Source organism: Mesorhizobium sp. M0514 (genome assembly GCF_040321145.1).
Lineage (GTDB): Bacteria > Pseudomonadota > Alphaproteobacteria > Rhizobiales > Rhizobiaceae > Mesorhizobium.
In genome coordinates this window covers 48,621-69,838 of sequence record NZ_JAMYQZ010000011.1, presented here as the reverse complement: position 1 = coordinate 69,838, position 21,218 = coordinate 48,621, and the positions used below count along the sequence as shown (strand labels likewise).

At 62.7% G+C, this 21,218-nt stretch carries 23 protein-coding genes; 13 read left to right on the top strand and 10 right to left on the bottom strand.

From position 1 onward, the window contains the following. Positions 1-80: 80 nt before the first annotated feature. Positions 81-1,010 carry a glutaminase gene (locus tag NKI61_RS07475; protein ID WP_023667481.1) on the bottom strand — a complete coding sequence of 310 codons (930 nt, stop codon included), beginning with the start codon at positions 1,008-1,010 and terminating at the stop codon, positions 81-83. A gap of 11 nt (positions 1,011-1,021) precedes the next feature. Next, the gene (locus NKI61_RS07470; protein WP_023805263.1) at positions 1,022-2,170 is read right to left on the bottom strand and encodes a pyridoxal phosphate-dependent aminotransferase; all 1,149 of its coding nucleotides are present in this window, start codon (positions 2,168-2,170) and stop codon (positions 1,022-1,024) included. A gap of 144 nt (positions 2,171-2,314) precedes the next feature. On the opposite strand from NKI61_RS07470, the gene NKI61_RS07465 reads away from it, so the two are divergent. The 6 genes from NKI61_RS07465 to aat all read left to right on the top strand — a co-directional run bounded on the left by NKI61_RS07465 (position 2,315) and on the right by aat (position 7,664). After that, positions 2,315-3,727 (top strand): M48 family metalloprotease, encoded by a 1,413-nt coding sequence (locus tag NKI61_RS07465; RefSeq protein ID WP_023691221.1) that lies wholly within the window; start codon positions 2,315-2,317, stop codon positions 3,725-3,727. 58 nt (positions 3,728-3,785) lie between these two features. Next, complete coding sequence (locus tag NKI61_RS07460; RefSeq protein ID WP_023735368.1) at positions 3,786-4,589, top strand: DsbA family protein; 804 nt, start codon at positions 3,786-3,788, stop codon at positions 4,587-4,589. Positions 4,590-4,739: 150 nt separating this feature from the next. After that, positions 4,740-5,174, top strand: coding sequence for a type II 3-dehydroquinate dehydratase (gene aroQ / locus NKI61_RS07455; protein WP_023667485.1), 435 nt, complete (start codon positions 4,740-4,742; stop codon positions 5,172-5,174). Between the two features lie 26 nt (positions 5,175-5,200). Then, a complete protein-coding gene (gene accB, locus NKI61_RS07450; RefSeq protein ID WP_023681496.1) occupies positions 5,201-5,665 on the top strand; it encodes an acetyl-CoA carboxylase biotin carboxyl carrier protein in 465 nt (154 codons plus the stop codon). A gap of 10 nt (positions 5,666-5,675) precedes the next feature. Beyond that, positions 5,676-7,019 (top strand): acetyl-CoA carboxylase biotin carboxylase subunit, encoded by a 1,344-nt coding sequence (gene accC, locus NKI61_RS07445; RefSeq protein ID WP_023681497.1) that lies wholly within the window; start codon positions 5,676-5,678, stop codon positions 7,017-7,019. 27 nt (positions 7,020-7,046) lie between these two features. Next, the gene (gene aat, locus NKI61_RS07440; RefSeq protein WP_023681498.1) at positions 7,047-7,664 is read left to right on the top strand and encodes a leucyl/phenylalanyl-tRNA--protein transferase; all 618 of its coding nucleotides are present in this window, start codon (positions 7,047-7,049) and stop codon (positions 7,662-7,664) included. A gap of 42 nt (positions 7,665-7,706) precedes the next feature. On the opposite strand, the gene NKI61_RS07435 is transcribed toward aat, so the two are convergent. The 3 genes from NKI61_RS07435 to NKI61_RS07425 all read right to left on the bottom strand — a co-directional run bounded on the left by NKI61_RS07435 (position 7,707) and on the right by NKI61_RS07425 (position 9,231). After that, entirely contained in the window at positions 7,707-8,090 is a 384-nt protein-coding gene (locus tag NKI61_RS07435; RefSeq protein ID WP_023667489.1) for a hypothetical protein, read from the bottom strand. Between the two features lie 75 nt (positions 8,091-8,165). Further along, the gene (locus NKI61_RS07430) at positions 8,166-8,717 is read right to left on the bottom strand and encodes a DUF2155 domain-containing protein (RefSeq protein WP_023681499.1); all 552 of its coding nucleotides are present in this window, start codon (positions 8,715-8,717) and stop codon (positions 8,166-8,168) included. Between the two features lie 115 nt (positions 8,718-8,832). Beyond that, positions 8,833-9,231 carry an NADH:ubiquinone oxidoreductase subunit NDUFA12 gene (locus tag NKI61_RS07425; protein ID WP_023667491.1) on the bottom strand — a complete coding sequence of 133 codons (399 nt, stop codon included), beginning with the start codon at positions 9,229-9,231 and terminating at the stop codon, positions 8,833-8,835. Between the two features lie 322 nt (positions 9,232-9,553). Here NKI61_RS07425 and panB point away from each other — a divergent pair, with 322 nt between their 5' ends. From panB to NKI61_RS07405, 4 genes are all read left to right on the top strand, one after another. Continuing rightward, positions 9,554-10,384 (top strand): 3-methyl-2-oxobutanoate hydroxymethyltransferase, encoded by an 831-nt coding sequence (gene panB / locus NKI61_RS07420; RefSeq protein WP_023715792.1) that lies wholly within the window; start codon positions 9,554-9,556, stop codon positions 10,382-10,384. Positions 10,385-10,395: 11 nt separating this feature from the next. After that, a complete protein-coding gene (panC, locus tag NKI61_RS07415) occupies positions 10,396-11,253 on the top strand; it encodes a pantoate--beta-alanine ligase (protein WP_352839104.1) in 858 nt (285 codons plus the stop codon). A gap of 224 nt (positions 11,254-11,477) precedes the next feature. Further along, entirely contained in the window at positions 11,478-12,638 is a 1,161-nt protein-coding gene (locus NKI61_RS07410; protein ID WP_023715794.1) for a helix-turn-helix transcriptional regulator, read from the top strand. A gap of 182 nt (positions 12,639-12,820) precedes the next feature. Then, positions 12,821-14,221 (top strand): ArnT family glycosyltransferase, encoded by a 1,401-nt coding sequence (locus NKI61_RS07405; RefSeq protein ID WP_352839093.1) that lies wholly within the window; start codon positions 12,821-12,823, stop codon positions 14,219-14,221. A gap of 16 nt (positions 14,222-14,237) precedes the next feature. Here the strand turns inward: NKI61_RS07405 and NKI61_RS07400 are convergent, their stop codons facing one another. From NKI61_RS07400 to NKI61_RS07385, 4 genes are all read right to left on the bottom strand, one after another. Continuing rightward, a complete protein-coding gene (locus tag NKI61_RS07400) occupies positions 14,238-14,726 on the bottom strand; it encodes a GNAT family N-acetyltransferase (protein ID WP_023710580.1) in 489 nt (162 codons plus the stop codon). Between the two features lie 4 nt (positions 14,727-14,730). Continuing rightward, positions 14,731-16,230: an Asp-tRNA(Asn)/Glu-tRNA(Gln) amidotransferase subunit GatB gene (gene gatB / locus NKI61_RS07395; protein ID WP_023688375.1), complete on the bottom strand. Its 1,500-nt coding sequence runs from the start codon at positions 16,228-16,230 to the stop codon at positions 14,731-14,733. A gap of 202 nt (positions 16,231-16,432) precedes the next feature. Then, a complete protein-coding gene (locus NKI61_RS07390) occupies positions 16,433-16,864 on the bottom strand; it encodes a CBS domain-containing protein (protein WP_023667498.1) in 432 nt (143 codons plus the stop codon). A gap of 138 nt (positions 16,865-17,002) precedes the next feature. After that, positions 17,003-17,770, bottom strand: a complete 768-nt coding sequence (locus NKI61_RS07385; RefSeq protein WP_023706620.1) for a rhomboid family intramembrane serine protease — start codon at positions 17,768-17,770, stop codon at positions 17,003-17,005. Between the two features lie 400 nt (positions 17,771-18,170). Between NKI61_RS07385 and NKI61_RS07380 the strand changes: the two genes are divergently transcribed. The 3 genes from NKI61_RS07380 to NKI61_RS07370 all read left to right on the top strand — a co-directional run bounded on the left by NKI61_RS07380 (position 18,171) and on the right by NKI61_RS07370 (position 20,445). Next, a complete protein-coding gene (locus NKI61_RS07380; protein WP_023706619.1) occupies positions 18,171-18,806 on the top strand; it encodes a PAS domain-containing protein in 636 nt (211 codons plus the stop codon). A gap of 124 nt (positions 18,807-18,930) precedes the next feature. Continuing rightward, positions 18,931-19,548, top strand: coding sequence for a PilZ domain-containing protein (locus NKI61_RS07375; protein WP_352839092.1), 618 nt, complete (start codon positions 18,931-18,933; stop codon positions 19,546-19,548). Positions 19,549-19,836: 288 nt separating this feature from the next. Beyond that, entirely contained in the window at positions 19,837-20,445 is a 609-nt protein-coding gene (locus tag NKI61_RS07370; RefSeq protein ID WP_502899862.1) for a transglutaminase-like cysteine peptidase, read from the top strand. A gap of 243 nt (positions 20,446-20,688) precedes the next feature. Here the strand turns inward: NKI61_RS07370 and NKI61_RS07365 are convergent, their stop codons facing one another. Next, on the bottom strand, positions 20,689-21,216 hold the full coding sequence (locus tag NKI61_RS07365; protein ID WP_023710583.1) for a gamma carbonic anhydrase family protein: 528 nt from the start codon (positions 21,214-21,216) through the stop codon (positions 20,689-20,691). Between the last annotated feature and the right edge of the window lie 2 nt (positions 21,217-21,218).

Genomic DNA, 21,218 nt, shown 5'->3' with positions numbered 1-21,218 from the left:
TTAAGATAGGTTCCTGACAAAAATCCCGCGCCATTCAAACCACGGCGCGGGATTTTTTCATGCGCGAATGATGGAAGGCGTCAGGGGGCGAAAATCGACCAGTTCATCATCCTGGCCAGTTTTTCCAAGGCGATCGACCCCAACTTGGAATTGCCGTTGGCGTTCAAGCCCGGCGACCATACGGCGAGTGAAGCCACACCCGGCACGATCCCCAATATGCCACCGCCGACGCCGCTTTTGCCGGGAATGCCGACACGGAAGGCGAAATCGCCGGAACCGTCATAGTGGCCGCAGGTCAGCATCATGGCGCCGATGCGCCGCGCCCGCTCGGCAGACACCACGGAGTGCCCGGTTGCCGGGTTTCTGCCGCCATTGGCGAGGAAGCGGCCGGCCAGCGCCAATTGCCGGCAGCTCATGGCGATGGCGCAATGGTGGAAGTACACGCCCAGCGCCAGCTCCGGTGCATGGTTGAGATTGCCGAAGGATTTCATGTAGTTGGCAAGCGCGAAGTTGCGATAGCCGGTGGCGCGTTCGGAAGCCGCGACCTCGCGGTCGATGATGATGGTTTCGTCATCGGCAAGGAACTGGATGAAGCGCAGGATTTCGCCGATCGCCTCGCGCGGCTGGTGGCCGGCAAGCAGTATGTCGGACACGACGATGGCGCCGGCATTGATGAACGGATTGCGCGGAATGCCGTTCTCATGCTCGAGTTGCACGATCGAGTTGAACGGATTGCCCGACGGCTCGCGTCCGACACGCTGCCACAGCGCGTCGCCGACATTGCCGAGCGCCAACGTAAGCGTAAACACCTTGGAGATGGACTGGATCGAAAACGCCTGGTCGGCGTCGCCGGCGACCAGCACGCGGCCGTCATTGGTCACGGCGGCAATGCCGAATTTCTTCGGATCGACCTTGCCGAGCTGCGGAATGTAGGTGGCGACGTCACCGCGATCGGTGCGCTCGGCCATCTCGGCGGCGACATCGGCCAGCGCTTGTTCAAGATCCGGCATGCTCGTCCCCGCTATTTCAGCCAGCGCTCGATGCGCGCCATCGCCTCGACCATGTCGTCATGGCTGCCGGCATAGGAAAAGCGCATCGTGCGGTGGCCCTGAAGTGGATCGAAATCGCGGCCGGGCGTAGCCGCCACATGCGCCTCGGCCAGCATCTTGCGCGCAAAGGCCATGCTGTCATTGGTATGCCGGGTAACATCGCAGAAAGCGTAGAAGGCGCCGTCCATCGGCGCCGCCAAGGGAAATCCGAGTTCCGGCAGGCGCCGCATCAACAGCTCGCGGTTCCAGGCGTAGCGCGCCTTTACCGCTTCCAGCTCTTGCGTCGCCTTGAAGGCTTCGATCGCCGCGATCTGCGACAGTTCCGGCGGCGAGATGTAGAGGCTCTGGGCGATGCGCTCGATCGGCCTCACCAGAGCTTCCGGCAGCACCATCCAGCCAATGCGCCAGCCGGTCATGCAATAATATTTCGAGAAGGAATTGATCACCGTCACGCCTGAGCCATGGGCCAGCGCAGTGGTGTCGGGCGCGGCATAGGCCAGCCGATGATAGATTTCGTCCGATATCACCGCGATGCCGAGTTCTTCGGCTGTCCTCACCAGTGCGGACAACTCGTCGACGGGAATGACCGCACCTGTCGGATTGGCCGGGCTGGCGAACAACACGCCCTTCAGCGGTTTTTCCTGGTGCGCCGATTTCAAATGCTCGGCGTGCAGGTAGGCGTCCGTGCCGAGCTCGATCTCGACGATCTCGATGCCGAGCGCGGCCATGATGTTGCGGTAGGCCGGATAGCCGGGTGATGCGATGGCGACGCGGTCGCCGGGATCGAACATCGCCAGGAAGGCCAGATTGAAGGCGGCCGACGATCCCGTGGTCACGGCGATCCGGTTCGGCGAGACATCGATCCCGTAGTGGTCGCCATAATGCGCGGCGATCGCCTTGCGCAGATCCGCCAGACCGAGCGTGTCGGTATAGCCGATGCGTCCGATCCTCAGCGCATTTGCGGCTGCTTCCCTCGCGCCCACGGGCGCCGGATCGGATGGCTGGCCGACGGCCATGGAGACGACAGGCACGCCCGTCGCCTTCAGCCGGTTGGCTTCGGCCAGAATGTCCATGGCGTGAAACGGCTCGACTTCACCGCGGCGCGACAGCGAAACTACCATTTGACCTCCGTCCGGCCCGCCGCTCGAAGCCATGAACCGGCGGCAGCGCCGCACAAATGCCCGATTGATGTGAGGATCACAAGTTCGCCTAGTTTCGGTGCCGTGACTTTTCATCGTTCGCCCGCTCGTTTACCAGTGGACCTCATGCTGAGCCGACCCAAATCGACGATGTCCAAATCTTCCATCGGGAAGACAGCGCGCGGCTTCGCGACGCTTTTGCTTGCCGCCGCCGTCGCTGTCACCGGCTCGGTGACGGCCTTCGCGCAGGCGGTGCCGGTCGTGCGCGATGCCGAGATCGAGGCGCTGGTGCGCGACTATGCGCGGCCGATCTTCAAGGCGGCCGGTCTTGCCAATGACGGTGTCGATATCGTTCTGGTCAACGATCAGAGCTTCAACGCCTTCGTCACCGGGCGCCGGCTGTTCATCAACACCGGCGCGCTGATGCAGGCAGAAACGCCCAACGAGATCATCGGCGTCATCGCCCATGAGGCCGGCCACATCGCAGGCGGCCATCAGCAGAAATTGCGCGACCAGCTCGAGCGCGCCAAGACCATGGCCATCATCGCCACGCTGCTTGGCGCCGGCGCCATCGTTGCCGGCGCCACCACCAACAGCCGCGGCCTTGCCGGCGCCGGCATGGGTGTCGCCGCGGGCGGCGGCGAGATGGCGCAGCGCAGCATTCTTGCCTACCAGCGCACCGAAGAGTCGACCGCCGACCGCTCTGCCATCACCTATCTCAATGCCACCGGCCAGTCCGGCATGGGCATGCTGAAGACCTTCGCCCGCTTCCAGAGCGCGCTGTCGCTTTCCGGCACGCAGGTCGATCCCTACCGCATCAGCCACCCGATGCCGCAGGAGCGCATCGCCAATCTCGAAGTGCTGGTCAAGCAGAGCCCTAACGTCGACAAGGTCGATCCCCCGGCACTGCAGCAGCGGCACGACATGATGCGCATCAAGATCGCCGCCTATATGGGCGGCCAAGCCGCGGCCACGCGGCTGATCCGCAAGGCCCCGGGCAGCCTCGCCTCGCGCTATGGCGAAGCGCAGATGGCCTATCTCTACGGCAATCTGGGTGCGGCGCTGACCAAGGCCAATGCACTGATCAAGGAACAGCCGAAGAACCCCTACTTCCAGGAAATGCGCGGCGACATACTGATGAAGGCCAACAAGCCCAAGGACGCCGCGGACGCCTATGCCAAGGCGGTCAGCCTCGATCCGGTGAGGTCGGGCCTGTTGCCCGTTTCTCTCGGCCAGGCGCTGATGGCCATCGGCACGCCCGATTCGCTGAAGAAGGCGGTGGTGCAGATCAACAACGGCCTCGGGCGTGACAAGGAAAACACGGTCGGATACCGCTATCTCGCCCAGGCCTATGGCGAGCTTGGCAACATTCCGGCGGCGGAACTCGCCACCGCCGAGGGCCACTTTTATTCCGGCGATTACACGAATGCGAAAATTTTCGCCATGCGCGCGCAAAAGGACTTGAAGCGTGGCGAACCCGGCTGGATTCGGGCGCAGGACATCATAAACTACAACCCTTCAGGCAAACTCAAGAAATGAACCTTCCGGTCGCCCGCGGCGACTAGGATAGACCGGAACCGGTAAAGAGGATCAGACGATGAACAAGGCAATATTGCTCGGCACGACGGGAGTGGCGGCTGCTCTTGCCATGCTGGCTTTCGGGTTCGTCGCCGGCAGTCCGCAGGTGGCCAAGGCCGGCACGGCCCAGGCCGTGCAGACCGCCTCGGCCGACACCAAGATCGATCGCACCGAGGTCGAGGGCATTATCCGCGACTATCTCCTGAAGAACCCCGAAGTGCTGCTCGAAGTGCAGGAGGCGCTCGAGGCCAAGCAGAAGGAAGAGCAGCGCATCGCCAGCCTCGGCGTCATCGAGAAGGCCAAGTCCGAGATTTTCAACTCGACCTTCGACGGCGTCGTCGGCAATCCGGAGGGCAAGGTCACCATCGTCGAATTCTACGACTACAATTGCGGCTTCTGCAAACGCGCCATCGACGACATGCAGGCTCTGACAAAGGCCGATCCGGAGCTGCGCTTCGTGCTCAAGGAATTCCCGATCCTCGGGCCGGATTCGCAAAAGGCCAGCATCGTCTCGATGGCTTTCCACCTGATGCATCCGGAGAAATACGGCGAGTTCCACAACGCCCTGCTCGGCGGCCAGGGCCGCGCCACCGAGGCGGCGGCCATCAAGGTTGCGCTGTCGCTAGGCGCCGATGAGGCGAAATTGCGCGAGAAGATGAAGGATCCGACCATCACCGAGGCTTTCTCCAAGACCTTCGACCTCGCCAACAAGCTGGCCATCACCGGAACGCCTTCCTACGTGGTCGGCAATGAGGTGGTGTTCGGGGCGCTCGGCCAGGAAGTGCTGGCTGAAAAGATCGAGGCGGCGAAAGCCGCGCTCTGATCTTGCACGCGAGCCTATTTCTCACGGGCACATTTCCGCCTGTTGTGGACAGTGAAAGATCGCACTTGTGCTCTTTCCGCGGGCGGCTATGCCCATTATAGAAGGCCCTGCGCGCCGGCTTGAGGCCGGCGTCGGAAAAGGTCGGCATTTTTGAAAACGATTTTCGTCCTGAACGGCCCCAACCTGAACGCGCTCGGCAAGCGCGAGCCGGGCATCTATGGCGGCAAGACGCTTGCCGCGATCGCCGACGACTGCAAGCAGGCGGGCGCCGCGCTTGGCCTCGAGATTGATTTTCGCCAGTCGAACCATGAGGGCGACCTCGTCGACTGGATCCAGGAAGCCGGCGACAAGGCAGCCGGCATCGTCATCAATCCGGGTGCCTACAGCCACACCTCGATTGCCATTCACGACGCCATCCGCGCTGTCGCGCCGCTGCCCGTCGCCGAAGTTCACCTCTCCAACATCCACGCGCGGGAACCATTCCGCCACGTCTCCATGGTCGCGCCGGTCGCTGTCGGCATGATCTGCGGGTTCGGGCCGCTTGGCTACTCGCTGGCGCTGCAGGCGCTGGCGGCACGCCTATGACCGGCCCACAAACAGAAGGCTCGAAAATGTCGATAAAGAAGACCGGTGTTGACCAGCAACTGATCCGCGATCTCGCGGGCATACTGAACGACACCAATCTCACCGAGATCGAAGTCGAGCTCGGCGACCTGAAGGTGCGCGTGTCGCGCCAGGCGCCGGCCGTCCACGCCATCGCCGCCCCGCAGGCCGGTTATGCTCCGGCAGCGCAGCAGCCCGCGGCGGGCGCGGCTGCCGCACCAGCAGTGGCCGACCCGTCCAAGAACGCGGTCCCCTCGCCGATGGTCGGCACCGCTTATCTCGCGCCCTCGCCCGACGCCAAGGCCTTCATCGAAGTCGGCCAGAAGGTCAAGGAAGGCCAGACGCTGCTGATCATCGAAGCGATGAAGACGATGAACCAGATCCCTTCGCCGCGCGCCGGCACGGTGACGGCGATCCTGTTCGAGGACGGCCAGCCGGTCGAGTACGGCATGCCACTCGTCGTGATCGAATAGAGCGGGCCGGATGTTCCAGAAGATCCTCATCGCCAACCGCGGCGAAATCGCGCTTCGGGTGCTGCGCGCCTGCAAGGAACTCGGCATCCAGACCGTGGTCGTGCATTCGACCGCCGACGCTGACGCCATGCATGTCAGGCTCGCCGACGAAAGCGTGTGCATCGGTCCGCCGCCGTCGCGCGACAGCTATCTCAACATCCACCAGATCGTCGCAGCCTGCGAGATCACAGGCGCCGATGCCGTGCATCCGGGCTATGGCTTCCTGTCGGAAAACGCCAAGTTCGCCGACATTCTCGCCGCCCACAACATCACCTTCATCGGTCCGTCGGGCGACCATATCCGCATCATGGGCGACAAGATCGAGGCCAAGCGCACGGCAAAGCGGCTCGGCATTCCGGTTGTGCCGGGCTCCGACGGCGCCGTCACCGACCAGAAGGAAGCCAGGCGCATTGCCGCCGAGATCGGCTATCCCGTGATCATCAAGGCTTCGGCAGGCGGTGGCGGGCGCGGTATGAAGGTCGCCCTTACCGAAGCCGATCTCGAGATCGCCTTGCAGACAGCCAGCACGGAGGCCGGCGCGGCCTTCGGCGACGATGCCGTCTACATCGAGAAATACCTGGAAAAGCCGCGCCACATCGAGGTGCAGGTATTCGGCGACGGCGCCGGCCGCGGCGTGCATTTCGGCGAGCGCGACTGTTCGCTGCAACGCCGCCACCAGAAAGTCTGGGAAGAGGCGCCCTCGCCGGCCCTCAACGCCGAGGAGCGCGCCCGCATCGGCAATATCTGTGCCAAGGCCATCGCCGACCTCGGCTACTCCGGCGCAGGCACCATCGAATTCCTGTACGAGAATGGCGAGTTCTACTTCATCGAGATGAACACGCGGCTGCAGGTCGAGCATCCGGTAACGGAGGCGATCACCGGCATCGATCTCGTCCACGAACAGATCCGCGTCGCCTCCGGCGGCGGGCTTTCGGTGCGCCAGGAGGACATCAAGTTCAACGGCCACGCCATAGAATGCCGCATTAATGCCGAGGACCCGCGCACCTTCACGCCTTCGCCCGGCACGATTACGCATTTCCATACGCCTGGCGGTCTCGGCATCCGCGTCGATTCCGGTGTCTATTCCGGCTACAAGATCCCGCCCTATTATGACAGCCTGATCGGCAAGCTGATCGTGCACGGCCGCAACCGCGTCGAATGCATGATGCGGCTGCGCCGGGCGCTCGACGAGTTCGTCGTCGACGGCATCAAGACGACGCTGCCGCTGTTTCGCGACCTGGTCGGCAATGCCGATATCGCCAATGGCGACTACGACATCCACTGGCTGGAAAAGTATCTGGCCAAAGAGGAATAGCGCCCGACTTGCCGCTATGATGCCGCGATGACCCGTCCTTACGCTCCCGGCTATCGCATTCCGACCGACCTGTTGCTCAAGGCCTATGCCTCGGGCGTCTTCCCGATGGCCGAGAGCGCTTCCGACCCGGAAGTGTTCTGGGTGCGGCCGGAGACGCGCGGCATCATACCGCTCGATGGCTTCCACACGCCGAAGAGCTTGCGGAAGACAATTCGCAAGCACCCGTTCGACATCCGCTTCGATTTCGATTTCGAGGCGACGATCGACGGCTGCGCCGAAAAGCGCGAGGAGCGCCGCTCGACCTGGATCAACGCGCCGATCCGCGAAGCCTATATCGAACTGCACCGTCTGGGGCACTGCCATTCGGTCGAGGCATGGCGCGAGGAACGGCTGGTCGGCGGCCTCTATGGCGTCTCGCTCGGTCGCGTGTTCTTCGGCGAAAGCATGTTCGCCCGGGAAACCGACGCGTCCAAGACCTGCCTGTATCATCTGGTCGAGCGGCTGAAGGCGCGCGGCTTTGCCCTGCTCGACACGCAATTCACCACTGAGCATCTCAAACGCTTCGGCGCGGTCGACGTGCCGCGCGTCAAATACGAGAAGATGTTGGCCGACGCGCTGAAGGGCGAAGCCGTTTTTTATCCCTGATCGGAGACCGAGCGGCCGAGCCGGCTCGACCGGTGAAAGGGGTCAGCCCTTCGCGGTTTCCATCGGCGTCTGCGAATGGAACATCATCTTCCAGCCGTTGACACGGTGGACATAGCCAGTGCTGACCAGCGCGGCGTAGGGCTCGCCGTTTTCTCGTGTCGCATGAGCCTCATAGGTCAGCATGATAATGTCGCTGCCGGGCTCGATGATACCCTTGAGGTCGATCTGAAGGTCGCGCCAGCGGTTGGGCTTGGTCGCGGTCTTGGCCAGATCGGCATTGTCCATTGCCTGTGCCATCTCAGGAAATGCCACCAGGCATTCTGTGTCGACATTGGCGGCGTAGTAAGCTTCGTCGCCCGTCCAGAACCCCTTTTCGAGTTCGAGCAGGTCGTCTTTGCTGGCCGTGATCCGTTTGCTGTCCGACATCAGAATATCCTCCAAGCACGCAAATGCGCGGTCGTCCATGGCCCAACGCATGGTGGCCATGACGGTTCCGGAGGATCAGTTGGTGTTGGTCGCGTCAGGCTCCGTGGGGTCCGGCTGTTCGGCGGCCGGAGCAGCGGCGGGCTTTGGCTTGGACGTGTCGACCTTGGGCGTCTCGGCATTGGCCGCGTCGGGCGGCGGCACATCCGACTTCTGCTTGCAGCCCTTTAGCCAGACGTCATAGACGGCGTGCTCGACGGCGTTTAGGCCGGGGCTCTCGGCGAACATCCAGCCGGTGAAGATGCGGCGGATCTTGCGGTCGAGCGTGATTTCGTCGACTTCGACGAAGGAATCGGTCTTCGGCTCTTCATTCTCCGGCCGCGAATAGCAGATGCGCGGCGTCACCTGCAAAGCGCCGAACTGCACGGTTTCGTCGATGTAGACATCGAAGGTGATGATACGGCCGGTGATCTTGTCGATGCCGGCAAATTCGGCGACCGGATTGGTGATGCGATCGGAGATTGCGGGTGCTGCCGCAGGCGCCTGCGCCGCGGCAAACGCTGTCGGGAACATGGCGACAGCGCCAATTGCCGCCAGTCCGGCCATCGATGTCAGGCTGAAAATGTTCATGCGGAGATACCGGTGGTTTGGGCCCGGGTGATTCTGTCACGCCCAAGGCTATTCGCCGTTGTCATATCAGCAAGCAGCTAAACGCCAATTGTGGCGACAAAGGACCGGCCGGCGGTCAAGAACCAGGCGTCCACGCATCGTAGTCGCCCGTCACCTGCGGACGGTGCTGATTGGTGAGCACGGAACCCTTTGGGCGATAAGCCGCCGGTGTTCCCGTGAGGTTCGGCTCATGCGCCTTTTCCCATTCGCGCGGCCGATAGTCGTCGCTTGGCGGCGCCACATCGACGCGGTGATGCATCCAGCCGTGCCAGCCCGGGGGGATCGCCGACGCCTCCGAATAATTGGCGTAGATGACCCAGCGGCGGGTGCGGCCTTCCGAATCGACGCCGCCTTCGTAGTAGACGTTGCCGGCCCCATCCTGGCCGACCTTGTTGCCGTGGCGCCAGGTGTGAAAACGGGTTCCCAGCGTCTGGCGGTTCCACCAGGTGAAAAACTGCAGAAGGAAAGTTTTCATTCAGATCCTCGCGGGCGCGCGGCGGTGGCTGTCCCTGCTTATGGCGTCAGGCCTTGGCGAAGGCAAGGGTTTTGCGGCGCCTGCGGCACTGACGGCATGCCGAAACGCTCGGTGATTGGCCGATCCATTTCGCACCTGCGAACCGACGCTTGCCAAGCCGGCTGCGTCTTCCTAAAGCTCTCATCGCCCGGCGCTGCCGCATGACCCCGAAAATCGAAATCGATTTTCGGAAAGGATCATGCGCAAACCCAAGTGCTACAGCGTCCTTTGCGCGTCCACGGGGCGCGGCGCTGTAGTCAACGCCGGCTGCGGGAGGTGAGGAATGGCCTTAGCTGTCGCCAGGATCAGTGCGGAGACAATACGCGCCCGCAAGGGCGGCGTGCCGATCGTATGCCTTACCGCTTACACCTATCCCGTCGCCCGCCTGCTCGACGATCATGTCGACCTTCTCCTGGTCGGCGACAGCGTTGCCATGGTGCTGCATGGCCACAAGACCACGCTCGGCGCCTCGCTGGAGATGATGATCGCCCATGGCCAGGCCGTGATGCGCGGTTCATCAAAGGCCTGCGTGGTGGTCGATATGCCGGCCGGCAGCTACGAGACTTCGGCCGCGCAAGCCCTTGCCTCGGCGCGCCGCATCTCTGAGGAAACCGGCTGCCAGGCGGTGAAGCTGGAAGGCGGCGTCGACGTCGCCCTCCAGATCGCGGCAATCGTCGCGGCCGGCATTCCAGTGATGGGCCATATCGGCTTGCAGCCGCAATCGGTGGAAAAGGACGGTGGCTACAAGATCAAGGGCCGCACGCCGGAGAATGTGGCCGCGCTCATGCGCGACGCCGACGCGGTCGCAAAGGCCGGCGCGTTTTCGCTGGTTATCGAGGGCACGGTCGAGACTGTTGCCGCCGACCTCACCCGGCGCATTGCCATTCCAACCATCGGCATCGGCGCCAGCCGCGATTGCGACGGCCAGATCCTGGTCATCGACGACATGGTCGGCCTGACGGTCGACCGGGTGCCGAAATTCGTCAAGGAATACGCCGATTTGCGCAGCGTGGTCGCCGATGCCGCAGCGCGCTACGCAGCGGAGGTGCGCAGCCGCACCTTCCCCGGGCCGGGCCACGTCTTTTCAGCCGCGAGCGACAAGGACAAGGCATGAACCGGCCCCCCATCCGCCAGCCGCTCGTCGTCGACACCGTGCCCGGCCTTCGCGCGCAGATCCGCGAATGGCGGCGCGAAGGCCTGAGCGTCGCCATGGTGCCGACCATGGGCGCTTTGCATGACGGCCATATCTCGCTGGTCGGGGCCGCGCTCGCAACGGCCGATCGCTGCGTCGTCTCGATCTTCGTCAACCCGGCCCAGTTCGCCCCCACTGAAGATCTCGACAAGTATCCGCGTCAGCTGGCCCGCGATCTCGACCGGCTGACCGAGGCCGGCGCACAGCTTGCCTTCACGCCTACGGTTTCCGAGATGTATCCGGCAGGCTTTGCGACGAAGATTTCGGTCGGCGGCCCGTCTTCTGGCCTGGAATCGGATTTCAGGCCGACCTTCTTCGAGGGCGTCGCCACGGTCGTGGCCAAGCTCTTTCTGCAAGCCCTGCCCGACTACGCCATCTTCGGCGAAAAAGACTACCAGCAGCTTTGCGTCGTCCGAAAGCTCTGCCGCGATCTTGACCTTCCGGTGGACATCGTCGGCGCGCCAACCGTGCGCGATGCGCACGGCCTGGCAATGTCGTCGCGCAACGCCTATCTCGACGCCGCCGAACTCGACGTCGCGCGACAGCTCAATGTCATCTTGCGCCAGACGGCGGCAGCGCTCGCGGCCGGTGCCGATGAAAACGGCGTTACCGGTAAAGCCACTGCCGCGCTTCTCGAGGCAGGCTTCGACAGCGTCGACTATGTCGCCGCGCGCGAGGGCCTGACGCTCACCTCGTGGCGGCGTGACGGCGATGGCCGCCTGCTTGCCGCGGCGTGGCTTGGCAGAACCAGGTTGATCGACAATGTGGAAGTTTCCTCATTTATTCCCTGAGAAATTCCAATTCCGTTCACTTTGATTTGTATCGCAGACCGGCCCGAGCGCTCTTAGACAACGGCTCATCAGGCATGTTCTGGCCAGCCCGTAAGCGCTCACAATACACCGAACGCCGCTGTGAGACGTTTCACAGACGTAACCAGCCCGGCTATGTTGTGTGCGACCCCAGGCGGAGACAGTGTGTGACCTGCCACTACGCTGCAATACTTACGAGGCTCTACGTGTCTATCCAGGCCAACATATTCGGTCGCGCCCTGCCGCAGATCGTCGAAGCGATCTATGATTCGATTGTCGATGTCGGCCGTTGGCCATCGACGCTTGAATCAATCTGCAAATTGGCGTTCGGCCGGCTTGCCATGCTGGCGGTCGTCGATACGGCGAGCAACTCGGCCCGGTTTTCGACTTCCTGCGGCGATCCGGTCCTGCTTGAACCGCTGCAGCGCGATTACGCCTGCGAGGTGCCCTTTTTCAAGGCGGTGCCGAAGATGGAAGTCGACATACCGTTGACCGTCGACAGCGTCTACGCCCTGCAAGGCCCTGACGCCCGCCAGAACTGGCTCGAAAGCCGCATCGTGCGCGAGTGGGTGGAACCCAACCGTCTCGACGATTTCTTCTGGGTGGCGCTGATGAAGCAGCCGGCGCGCACCGGCACGCTGATGGTGGTTACCGACAAGGACAGGCCCCAGATTTCAGCCAGGGATATCGACCTGATGTCCAGGCTCGCCCCCCATGTCCGGCGTGCGGTGACCATCGGCGACCTGTTCGAGGCCGAGCGGCGCAAGGCCGACGTCTTTCGCTCCATCCTCGAGAGCCTCGACCATCCGGTGCTGATCGTCGCCGACGATATGCAGATCATTTTCGCCAATCGGGCAGCCGAAGCCCTGCTCACCGAAACCGCCTCAGTGTCCTCGGTGCGCGGCCAGCTGTCCTTCGCTTATGCCAACGCCAACACCGCCATCGGCCGCGCCGTCCAGCTCGGCACGCGCGACGAATTCGCGCTCGGACCGTCCGGCATCAACATTCCGCTGGTGAAGGCCATGTCTCCGGCGGTGGCGCATGTCATGCCTCTGGCGCGACGCGACATTTCGGCCCGCATGTCGCCGCGCGCCGCCGCGGCCATCTTCATTGCCGCCGCCGGCGCCGCATCAGTGCCGGCGCTGGAAGCGATCGCTGCGCTGTTCGGACTGACCGCAGCGGAAAAGCGTGTCGCCGGCCATGTCGCCGCCGGGCTGACACGGCGTGAAATCGCGGCTGCCAGCGGCGTCTCGGACGGCACCGTCAAATCACAGCTGGCAACCATCTTCGACAAGACCGCCACCGGCGACCAGCGAGAGCTGGAACTCCTGATGCGCGAATTGACGCCGCCGCTGCGCTCGGCCTGAAGCCATACTCGGAGCCAATCGTCAAATTTTTCAACTATTTGCCGGTACGCAGGCGTAATCCACAATACCAAGCCGGCATCGTTGCAATTCGGCCAAAATCATGGTGCGGTTCTGCTCCGGTCCGGAGACGGTGCATCATGCACGACCGGACGTGGAAACCATTTCCTGGGCGGTCCCCGAACTTGATACCGACACGAATTGAACGGCTGCTGCCTTACCTCTTCCTGCTGGCCCTGCTTTGCATCGCGCTCGCTTTTCGTCCGCTACTGCCGGTCGATGAGACGCGCTATCTCAGCGTCGCCTGGGAGATGTATCTCGGTGGACATGTCTTCGTACCGACGATGAACTTTGCGCCCTATCTGCAGAAGCCGCCGCTGTTGTTCTGGCTCATCGATCTCTCTTGGAACATCTTCGGTGTGAGCCGCGCGGCGGCGATGCTCGTCATCTTCGCCGCCTCGTCGCTGGTCATCTGGCTGACGACGCTTCTGGCCAAAACCCTGTTTCCCGAGCGCCAGGACATCGCCAGCCGCATCCCCTGGCTGGTGGCCGGCAGCACCGTCTTTGTCATCTATTCGACCCTGATCCTGTTCGACATGCTTTTGACGGCCTGTGTGGTCGCCGCACTGCTGGCGCTGCTGGGCTTCGCCAGGACCGGCAACCGCTGGCAGGCGGTGCTGGCGGGTCTCTTCATCGGGCTCGGCGTGCTGGCCAAAGGCCCGGTGGTGCTCATTCACATCGGCGCGCCCGTCCTGCTCTATCCCCTCTGGCGTGACCGGCGAGCCGGCCTTGCCCCTTTGCAGTTCTTTGCCGGAGCCGGCCTGGCAATTCTCGCCGCCCTTGTCCCGGTCGCCATATGGCTGGCGCCCGCGACCATCCTGACCAAGGGCAGTTTCGTCTACGATCTCGTGTGGAACCAGTCGGCAGGTCGGGTTACCGGAAGCCTGCACAATTCGCATGGCCGGCCGTTTTACTTTTACCTGATGCTGTTGCCGCTCATGTTCGTGCCCTGGGCCTTTATCCCCCCGGTGTGGCGGCTAAAGCCGGCTGCCCGGATACGCAGCCTGATCGACACGAAATCCCCGGATCTGCGTGCCCTGCGCCTGCTGTCGTTCTCGTTCATTGCGGTGCTGCTGGTCTTCAGTGCCATATCCGGCAAGCAGCCGCACTATGTCGTGCCGGCACTACCGTTCGCGACCATTCTGCTGGGCTACTTCATGGCCGAGATTTCAGTCGCCAGGCTGAGGGCGACGGCCTTTGTCATGCTTGCCCTTTTCGCCATCGGCCACGCCGCCGCCTCGGCGACCGTGTTCAAACGCTACGATCTCACGCCGCTGGCGAGCTTCATCGACGAACGAAAGGACGCCGACTGGGCCGTCGCTTACGACTATCAGGGCGAGGTCGGTTTCCTTGGGCGAATAGAGAAGCCATTCGAGAACGCCGACAAGCCTGAGGAATGGCTCAAGTCTCACCCCGGCGGCTACGTCATCGAAAAGCAATCGAAAGATCCGGGCACATCCGAACAGATCGCCTTCCGGCAGCCGGTGGAACGCGGCTATCTGGTCGTGCTGAAAGGACAGCACTGAGCGTTTCGTCGGGCGCCTATCCCAGCGGTTTCTCGAAGATCAGCGCCGGCAACCCCGAACCGCCGCCGCAATCGGCGGTGCTGCCGACCGGCAAAAATCCCTTCGAACGGTAGAAGGCGATGGCCGGCACGTTGGCCTCTTCCACCTCGACGCGCAACCTGTTCGCCTCGGGAAAGCTGGCTTCGACCTCGTCCAGCAAGGCCTGGCCGATGCCTTGCCGCTGGCAGGCCGGCAGTACATAGAGCTGGTTCAGCAGCACGATCTTCGCATCCGTCGTTGCGGCGGCAAAAGCCATGCCGCCGATACGCTTGCCGTCATCGGCGACCAGGAATTCCGAGTTCGGCCTTGTCAGCCGCGCCTTGAGCGAGGCGATCGAATGCCAGTCGTCGGTAATTTCGATCACCCGCTGGGCGCCATAGATCGCGTCGTAGGTTGCGTGCCAGGTTTCGACCAGCAGCGCGCGGACAGCGGCAAGGTCACGTTCGCTGGCGGTGCGGACGAACATTGTTCTATTCGATACCGAGCTTGGCCTTGACCAGATCGTTGACCGCCTGCGGGTTGGCCTTGCCGCCGGTGGCTTTCATCACCTGGCCGACGAACCAGCCGGCCATGGTCGGCTTGGCGCGAGCCTGCTCGACCTTGTCGGGGTTGGCGGCGATCACCTCGTCGACCGCTTTCTCGATGGCGCCGGTGTCGGTGACCTGCTTCATGCCGCGGCTTTCGACCAACTGGCGCGGATCGCCGCCCTCGTTCCAGACGATCTCGAACAGATCCTTGGCGATCTTGCCGGAGATGGTGCCTTCCTTGATCAGGTCGATCACGGCACCGAGCTGCTCCGGTGTTACAGGAGCATTTTCAATGCCCTTGCCGGCCTTGTTAAGCTGGCCGAGCAGGTCATTGATGACCCAGTTGGCGGCAAGCTTGCCGTCGCGGCCCGAGGCCACCTGCTCGAAATAGTCGGCGATCGGCTTTTCCGACACCAGGATCGAGGCGTCGTATGTCGACAGGCCAAGTGAGGAGATCAGGCGCGCCTTCTTGTCGTCGGGCAGTTCCGGCAACTCCTTGGCCAGCGCGTCGACATAGGCCTGGTCGAACTCCAGCGGCAAAAGGTCGGGATCGGGGAAGTAGCGGTAGTCATGCGCCTCTTCCTTGCTGCGCATCGAGCGCGTCTCGCCTTTGACGGCGTCGAACAGCCTGGTTTCCTGGTCGATCTTGCCGCCATCCTCGAGGATGGCGATCTGGCGGCGCGCCTCGAACTCGATGGCCTGGCCGATGAAGCGGATCGAGTTGACGTTCTTGATCTCACAGCGCGTACCGAATTCGCCGCCGGGCTTGCGAACGGAGACGTTGACGTCGGCGCGCATCGAACCTTCGTCCATGTTGCCGTCGCAAGTGCCGAGATAGCGCACGATGGTGCGCAGCTTGGTGACATACGCCTTGGCCTCGTCGGCGGAGCGCATGTCGGGCTTGGAGACAATCTCCATCAGCGCCACGCCGGAGCGGTTGAGATCGACATAGGACATGGTGGGATGCTGATCGTGCATCGACTTGCCGGCGTCCTGCTCCAGGTGCAGGCGCTCGATGCCGATCTCGATATCCTCGAACTCGCCCTGCCGGTCGGGACCGACCGAAATGACGATCGTGCCTTCGCCAACGATCGGCTGCTTGAACTGCGATATCTGGTAGCCCTGCGGCAGGTCGGGATAGAAATAGTTTTTCCGGTCGAAAACCGACTTGTGGTTGATCTGCGCCTTCAATCCGAGGCCGGTGCGGATCGCCTGCTTGACGCATTCCTCATTGATGACCGGCAGCATGCCGGGCATGGCCGCGTCGACCAGGCTGACATTGGCGTTGGGCGCCGCGCCGAAAGTCGTCGACGCCCCGGAAAACAGCTTTGCTTCCGAGGTTACCTGCGCATGGACCTCGAGGCCGATGATGATCTCCCAATCGCCGGTAGCGCCGGGAATAAAACGTTTGGCATCGGGCGTGCGGGTATCGATAAGGGTCATGGTGGCCTGCGCTTTTGGCTCGCGAAAACTGCGATTTTCGCGAATTTGGGTATCGGTCTTCGCTAGTGCAAACCGCTTCGCGAGACAAGCGCCCAAAGCAGCGCAGAGCAGTGGGCTGGCCTTTTCAGCCCCTTTCGGCCGCTCGGCAACCGATAGAATGAACGCCGCCGGCCGGTATTCGGACGGCGGTTTCTTCGTCAGGTCAGGCCGTTGCGATATAGGCCCTGATTTCGTCGGCCTCGCGCTCGACATCCTCGATGCGGCGCTTGACCACGTCGCCGATCGACACGATCCCGTCGAGCAGCCCATCCTTTTCCACCGGCAGATGGCGGAAACGGCCTTTGGTCATGATCTCCATCACCTCGTTGACCGTGTGGTTCTCGTTGCAGATCTTCACTTTCGGCGTCATCGCCGAGCGTACCGTTATATCAAGTGCGGCAGCGCCTTCCCTGGCAACGACCCGCACGATGTCACGCTCGGAAAGGATGCCGACGATCTTGCGATCGCCGTTGGTGATGACCAGTGCACCGATCTTGTGGTCGGCCAGGATTCGAATGGCTTCGCTGAGCTTTACATTCGGCCCGAGCGTGAACACGTCATGGCCTTTTCTCTCGAGAATTGCCTTAACCGTCATGGCGTCCTCCTCCTCCTGCTTGGCTAGCCAGCTCCCGCCCTGACCGGCTTCACATAAGAGTGAACATCGTGCGCCGTGATCGGTTGCTTTTCAAGTGTGCCAGTGGGGTGTGCCAGTGGGGTGCGCCAATAGAGTGCGCTAGTGGGGGGTGCGCTGGTCGTCGGGGATCTCCCATTCAGGCGCCCGCCAGCGCCGGTCGAACCAGCGCAATCCGAAGAAGCCTGCGACGAGGCCGCCAATGTGCGCTTCCCAGGCGATCTGGCCGGGTTCTCCGAGCCCGAGACCGTAAAGGCCGGTGGCGAGATTGATGACCATCCAGGCGCCGAGAAAATTGACGACGCCGCGCATGCGCAAAACGACTGCGATCGGCAGCACGGGACCGGCAAAGGCCGCCCTGCCGGAGGAGCGGTCGGTACGGAACCCGAAGCGAGCCGCCGCACCCATCATGCCCGATATCGCCCCGGAAGCGCCGACCAGCGGTGCTTCGCCGTATGGATGGACCGCCCAGAACAGCACCACCGCGGCCAGCCCGGTGGCGGCGAAAAACAAGGCGAACCAGAACCAGCCGAGACGGTTGGCCAGCGGCGACCCGAAGGCGGCCAGCGCAACCATGTTGATGGCAATGTGGGCAACGCCACCATGCATGAAGGCATAGGTGAAAGGACGGGTGAAGAGGAACCAGTCGAAACCGTATTGGCCGGTGTAGAGGACCGGAATGAAGGCGCCGTCGGTGAGCAATGTTATCTGCTGCTCTTCGGTCAGCACATATTGCTGCAGCAGGAAGACGGCAACGCAGATGCCGATCACCGCCAGCACCGCCGGTGGCAGGTTGAACACCGGCTCGCGGCGCGGCGGCGGCGCCTCCGCGGTCTGTTCGGTCTCCAGGGGGCCGGCCGGTTCGCTCATATGCTCTGATCCAGGGATTTGCGTGTCGCGAGCATCTAGGCCATGCCCGGACAAATCACAAACTACGAATCACAAAGCGCGAATCACAAACCGCGAATCAAAAAGAAGCCGTCCAAGGTTTCCCTTGAACGGCTGGTCGAGCCCCCTGCTCCCCTAAAACTATTGACCGAAGTGCTGTTGGTCGTCGCGAAACGACCGCTTCTGGAGTGGTTTTGGTGTGCCATGGCAAGCCTGCGCGCGCAACGTAAACCACTTGTTAACCTTAACGCCCCCGACCCGTGAACAAGTCTTAACGACGCTGGCACGCATCCTGCTCCGGAACGCATGTAGGTCATCGGAGGGCGCCCTTTCTGTTCACCGATGGGACCATCAGACGGCAGAATGCGCGGAGTTTAATAGCATGAACCAGAACGGATCAATCGCGCTGTTCCATTATTGGAATCGCCTGCGTGGTGGACGTCCTGCCCCAAAGCGTTCGGAGATCGAACCTGCCGACATCAAGGCGCTTTTGGCCGACACCTTCATCCTGGAAAGGGATACGCGTGGCGAAGCGGTGTTCCGGCTTGCCGGCACCAGGCTTTGCGCCGGCTACGGCCGCGAGCTCAAGGGTTTTTCGTTCCCCTCGCTATGGCGTGAGAAGGACCAGCGGCTGGTGTCGCGCCTCATTCACGGGGTTTTCGAGCAGAAATCCGTGGTGCTGATCACTTATGAGGGGTTCAGCCGCAGCGGCCGTTCCAACCACTTCGAACTGCTTGCGCTGCCGCTCGATGGCGGCGTCGAGAACCCGCGCTGCCTCGGCGTCATCAGCGCCGTGGAAAAGCCGTTCTGGCTGGGCGCCGACCCGATCACCGATGCGCTGATCGATGCCATCCACGTCATCGATCCCGACAAGGACCCGATGTTCCTGAAAAACCGGCCGGAAATATCCGTTCCGTCGTTGGCTCCCGAACTCGAAGCGCCGGAGACCATCTCGGCGCTCGGTCGGTCGCGCCGTATCCGCCACCTCGTCGTGTTCGACGGCGGGCGCGAGCAATAGTCTCCAAGCCGGCGCTAATCTTAACTATCGGCGGCCCGCTTTTCCCCTTTGTTAACCTGCTTGGCTGTAGTTTTTGCCGAGATTCCACGCACGACGCGGGAATGCCAACGGGGTGTAGGCAGTCATGAGGTTAGCGGCGGTCGAATACGCACCGTCCCGCGCCGAAAGGCGTAATTTTCAGCGCGTCCGGGTCAAGATCTACGGGCGCTTCATGCTGGAGGACCGCACCGAGCACCCCTGCCAGGTCGTCGATATGTCGCCGGGCAATGTCGCGCTGCGCACCGAGCGCGTCGGCATGCCGGGCGAAAAAATCATTGCCTATATCGATCATATCGGCCGCATCGAGGGCGTGGTGACGCGCACTTCGCAGGACGGCTTTGCCATGACCGTCATTGCCTCGGATCGCAAGAAGGACAAACTGGCCGCGCAGTTGACCTGGCTCGCCAACAAGCATGAACTCGACCTGCCGGAAGACCGCCGCCACGAACGCGTGGCGCCGCGCAACCCGACAAGCGTGCTGCAGCTCACCGATGGGCGGCAGTACCAGTGCCGCATCATCGACCTGTCGCTGTCGGGCGCGGCGGTCGAGATCGACGTCAAGCCGGCGCTCGGCATCCAGGTGATGCTGGGCACCATGCGTGGCCAGGTGGTGCGTCATTTCGAGGATGGCGTCGCCATCGAATTCGCCGTCATCCAGCGCCCGGAAACGCTCGATTCCGAGTTCAACGCTCCGCGCGCCTGAACGATCGGCAACAGGCAGCAAAGACGAACCCGCCCTGCGCGGCCGGTTTTTTGTTGCCGGCGTTCCGCCTGCCTCTGCAGCTTGTAGCGGCACTCGCAAATCCACGGCTCCACCCGGAATCCGCGCCTCCGACACCGCGGTTTTACGCCGAGACCCTGAACGATTTTATATTAAAATAGATCAAATTTTACGCTTATTCTATTGGGGTTTTACTCAATGTCTACTTCGGGTTTTTGCGTCAAATAAATCCAACGCTGTCATTGTCTCCTCAAACGGGGAGACTGACGAATGGCAAAGATGTGGGGCAAGCTGTTGCTCTTGGCAATGGCGATGCAGCTTCCCGCTTGGGGAACGGCGCAAGCAGCAGGACCGGCCTACATGCACACTGGCGGCCGCACGACACAGCCGGTCGGTCACTACGAATTCTGCCAGAAGCTGCCGCAGGAATGCGCTCAGCGCACGCCGAAGCAGACACCGGTCGAACTGACCCGCAAGCTGTGGGCGGCGATCGTCGACGTCAACAATTCTGTCAACACCCGGATCGTGCCGCGCACCGACATGGAAATGTGGGGCAAGGAAGAGGTCTGGTCCTATCCCGACAGCGGCTTCGGCGACTGCGAGGATTATGCGCTGGAGAAGCGCCGCGAATTGATGGCGCTTGGCGTTCCCGCCGGCAATCTCTTGATGACCGTGGCGCGCCAACAAAATGGCGACGGCCATGCGGTGCTGACCGTGCGCACCAGCCTCGGCGAGTTCATCCTCGATAATCTGGAGTCCAAGGTGCTGTCCTGGACCGACACCGACTACACCTACCTGAAGCGCCAGTCCGACCAGAATTCCGGCGTGTGGGTGACGATCAACGACGGCCGCGCCGACGCGGTCGCCAGCGTCCGCTAGGACGCCATTACAGAGGTCAAGCACATCGAATAATGCGACGTGCCTAACGAGAAAGCCCGGTCGAGTCCCCACCCTCCCCGTCCCCAACGACCGGGTTTTAAGGAGCCGGCCCCGTCCCCGGGCCGGCTCCACCATTTCAGACCATGATCCCGAACCGAAGGACCGCGTCAGCGAAAGCGAGAAACGATTTTTGCTGCGCTGACCCGCCGTTCGGGAAAGATCATCGTCAAACAGGAATAGAGTTCAGGCCTTCTTCAGCCCGGCCTTGAAGCGCTTGCCGTTGGCGACATAGTGCGCGGCCGAGGCGCGCAGCCTGGCGACCGCGGCATCGTCCAGCGTCCTGATCACCCGCGCGGGCGAGCCGACGATCAGGCAATTGTCGGGGAACTCCTTGCCTTCGGTGACCAGTGCGCCGGCGCCGACCAGGCAATTCCTGCCGATCCTGGCGCCGTTGAGCACGATGGTGCCCATGCCGATCAGGCTGTTGTCGCCGATCGTGCAGCCATGCAGCAAGGCGCGGTGGCCGATGGTGCAGCCTTGCCCTATCGTCAGCGGAAAGCCGGGATCGGTGTGCATCACCGTATGCTCCTGGACATTGCTGTCGGCACCGACGACGATCGGCTCATTGTCACCGCGGATGACTGCGCCAAACCAGAAGCCGGCATTGCGACCGACGCTGATGTCGCCGATCAAGGTCGCATCGGGCGCGATCCAGTTGCTGTCGGCATCCTCGAAACGGGGCGATTTTCCGTCGATTGCATAGGTCGGCATTT

What these genes read in the sequence shown, in the direction of transcription:
- NKI61_RS07475 (WP_023667481.1), bottom strand. Translation starts at nt 1,010, where the DNA reads ATGCCGGATCTTGAACAAGCGCTGGCCGATGTCGCCGCCGAGATGGCC.
- NKI61_RS07470 (WP_023805263.1), bottom strand. Translation starts at nt 2,170, where the DNA reads ATGGTAGTTTCGCTGTCGCGCCGCGGTGAAGTCGAGCCGTTTCACGCC.
- NKI61_RS07465 (WP_023691221.1), top strand. Translation starts at nt 2,315, where the DNA reads ATGCTGAGCCGACCCAAATCGACGATGTCCAAATCTTCCATCGGGAAG.
- NKI61_RS07460 (WP_023735368.1), top strand. Translation starts at nt 3,786, where the DNA reads ATGAACAAGGCAATATTGCTCGGCACGACGGGAGTGGCGGCTGCTCTT.
- accB (WP_023681496.1), top strand. Translation starts at nt 5,201, where the DNA reads ATGTCGATAAAGAAGACCGGTGTTGACCAGCAACTGATCCGCGATCTC.
- accC (WP_023681497.1), top strand. Translation starts at nt 5,676, where the DNA reads ATGTTCCAGAAGATCCTCATCGCCAACCGCGGCGAAATCGCGCTTCGG.
- aat (WP_023681498.1), top strand. Translation starts at nt 7,047, where the DNA reads ATGACCCGTCCTTACGCTCCCGGCTATCGCATTCCGACCGACCTGTTG.
- NKI61_RS07435 (WP_023667489.1), bottom strand. Translation starts at nt 8,090, where the DNA reads ATGTCGGACAGCAAACGGATCACGGCCAGCAAAGACGACCTGCTCGAA.
- NKI61_RS07430 (WP_023681499.1), bottom strand. Translation starts at nt 8,717, where the DNA reads ATGAACATTTTCAGCCTGACATCGATGGCCGGACTGGCGGCAATTGGC.
- NKI61_RS07425 (WP_023667491.1), bottom strand. Translation starts at nt 9,231, where the DNA reads ATGAAAACTTTCCTTCTGCAGTTTTTCACCTGGTGGAACCGCCAGACG.
- panB (WP_023715792.1), top strand. Translation starts at nt 9,554, where the DNA reads ATGGCCTTAGCTGTCGCCAGGATCAGTGCGGAGACAATACGCGCCCGC.
- NKI61_RS07400 (WP_023710580.1), bottom strand. Translation starts at nt 14,726, where the DNA reads ATGTTCGTCCGCACCGCCAGCGAACGTGACCTTGCCGCTGTCCGCGCG.
- gatB (WP_023688375.1), bottom strand. Translation starts at nt 16,230, where the DNA reads ATGACCCTTATCGATACCCGCACGCCCGATGCCAAACGTTTTATTCCC.
- NKI61_RS07390 (WP_023667498.1), bottom strand. Translation starts at nt 16,864, where the DNA reads ATGACGGTTAAGGCAATTCTCGAGAGAAAAGGCCATGACGTGTTCACG.
- NKI61_RS07385 (WP_023706620.1), bottom strand. Translation starts at nt 17,770, where the DNA reads ATGAGCGAACCGGCCGGCCCCCTGGAGACCGAACAGACCGCGGAGGCG.
- NKI61_RS07380 (WP_023706619.1), top strand. Translation starts at nt 18,171, where the DNA reads ATGAACCAGAACGGATCAATCGCGCTGTTCCATTATTGGAATCGCCTG.
- NKI61_RS07375 (WP_352839092.1), top strand. Translation starts at nt 18,931, where the DNA reads ATGAGGTTAGCGGCGGTCGAATACGCACCGTCCCGCGCCGAAAGGCGT.
- NKI61_RS07370 (WP_502899862.1), top strand. Translation starts at nt 19,837, where the DNA reads ATGGCAAAGATGTGGGGCAAGCTGTTGCTCTTGGCAATGGCGATGCAG.
- NKI61_RS07365 (WP_023710583.1), bottom strand. Translation starts at nt 21,216, where the DNA reads ATGCCGACCTATGCAATCGACGGAAAATCGCCCCGTTTCGAGGATGCC.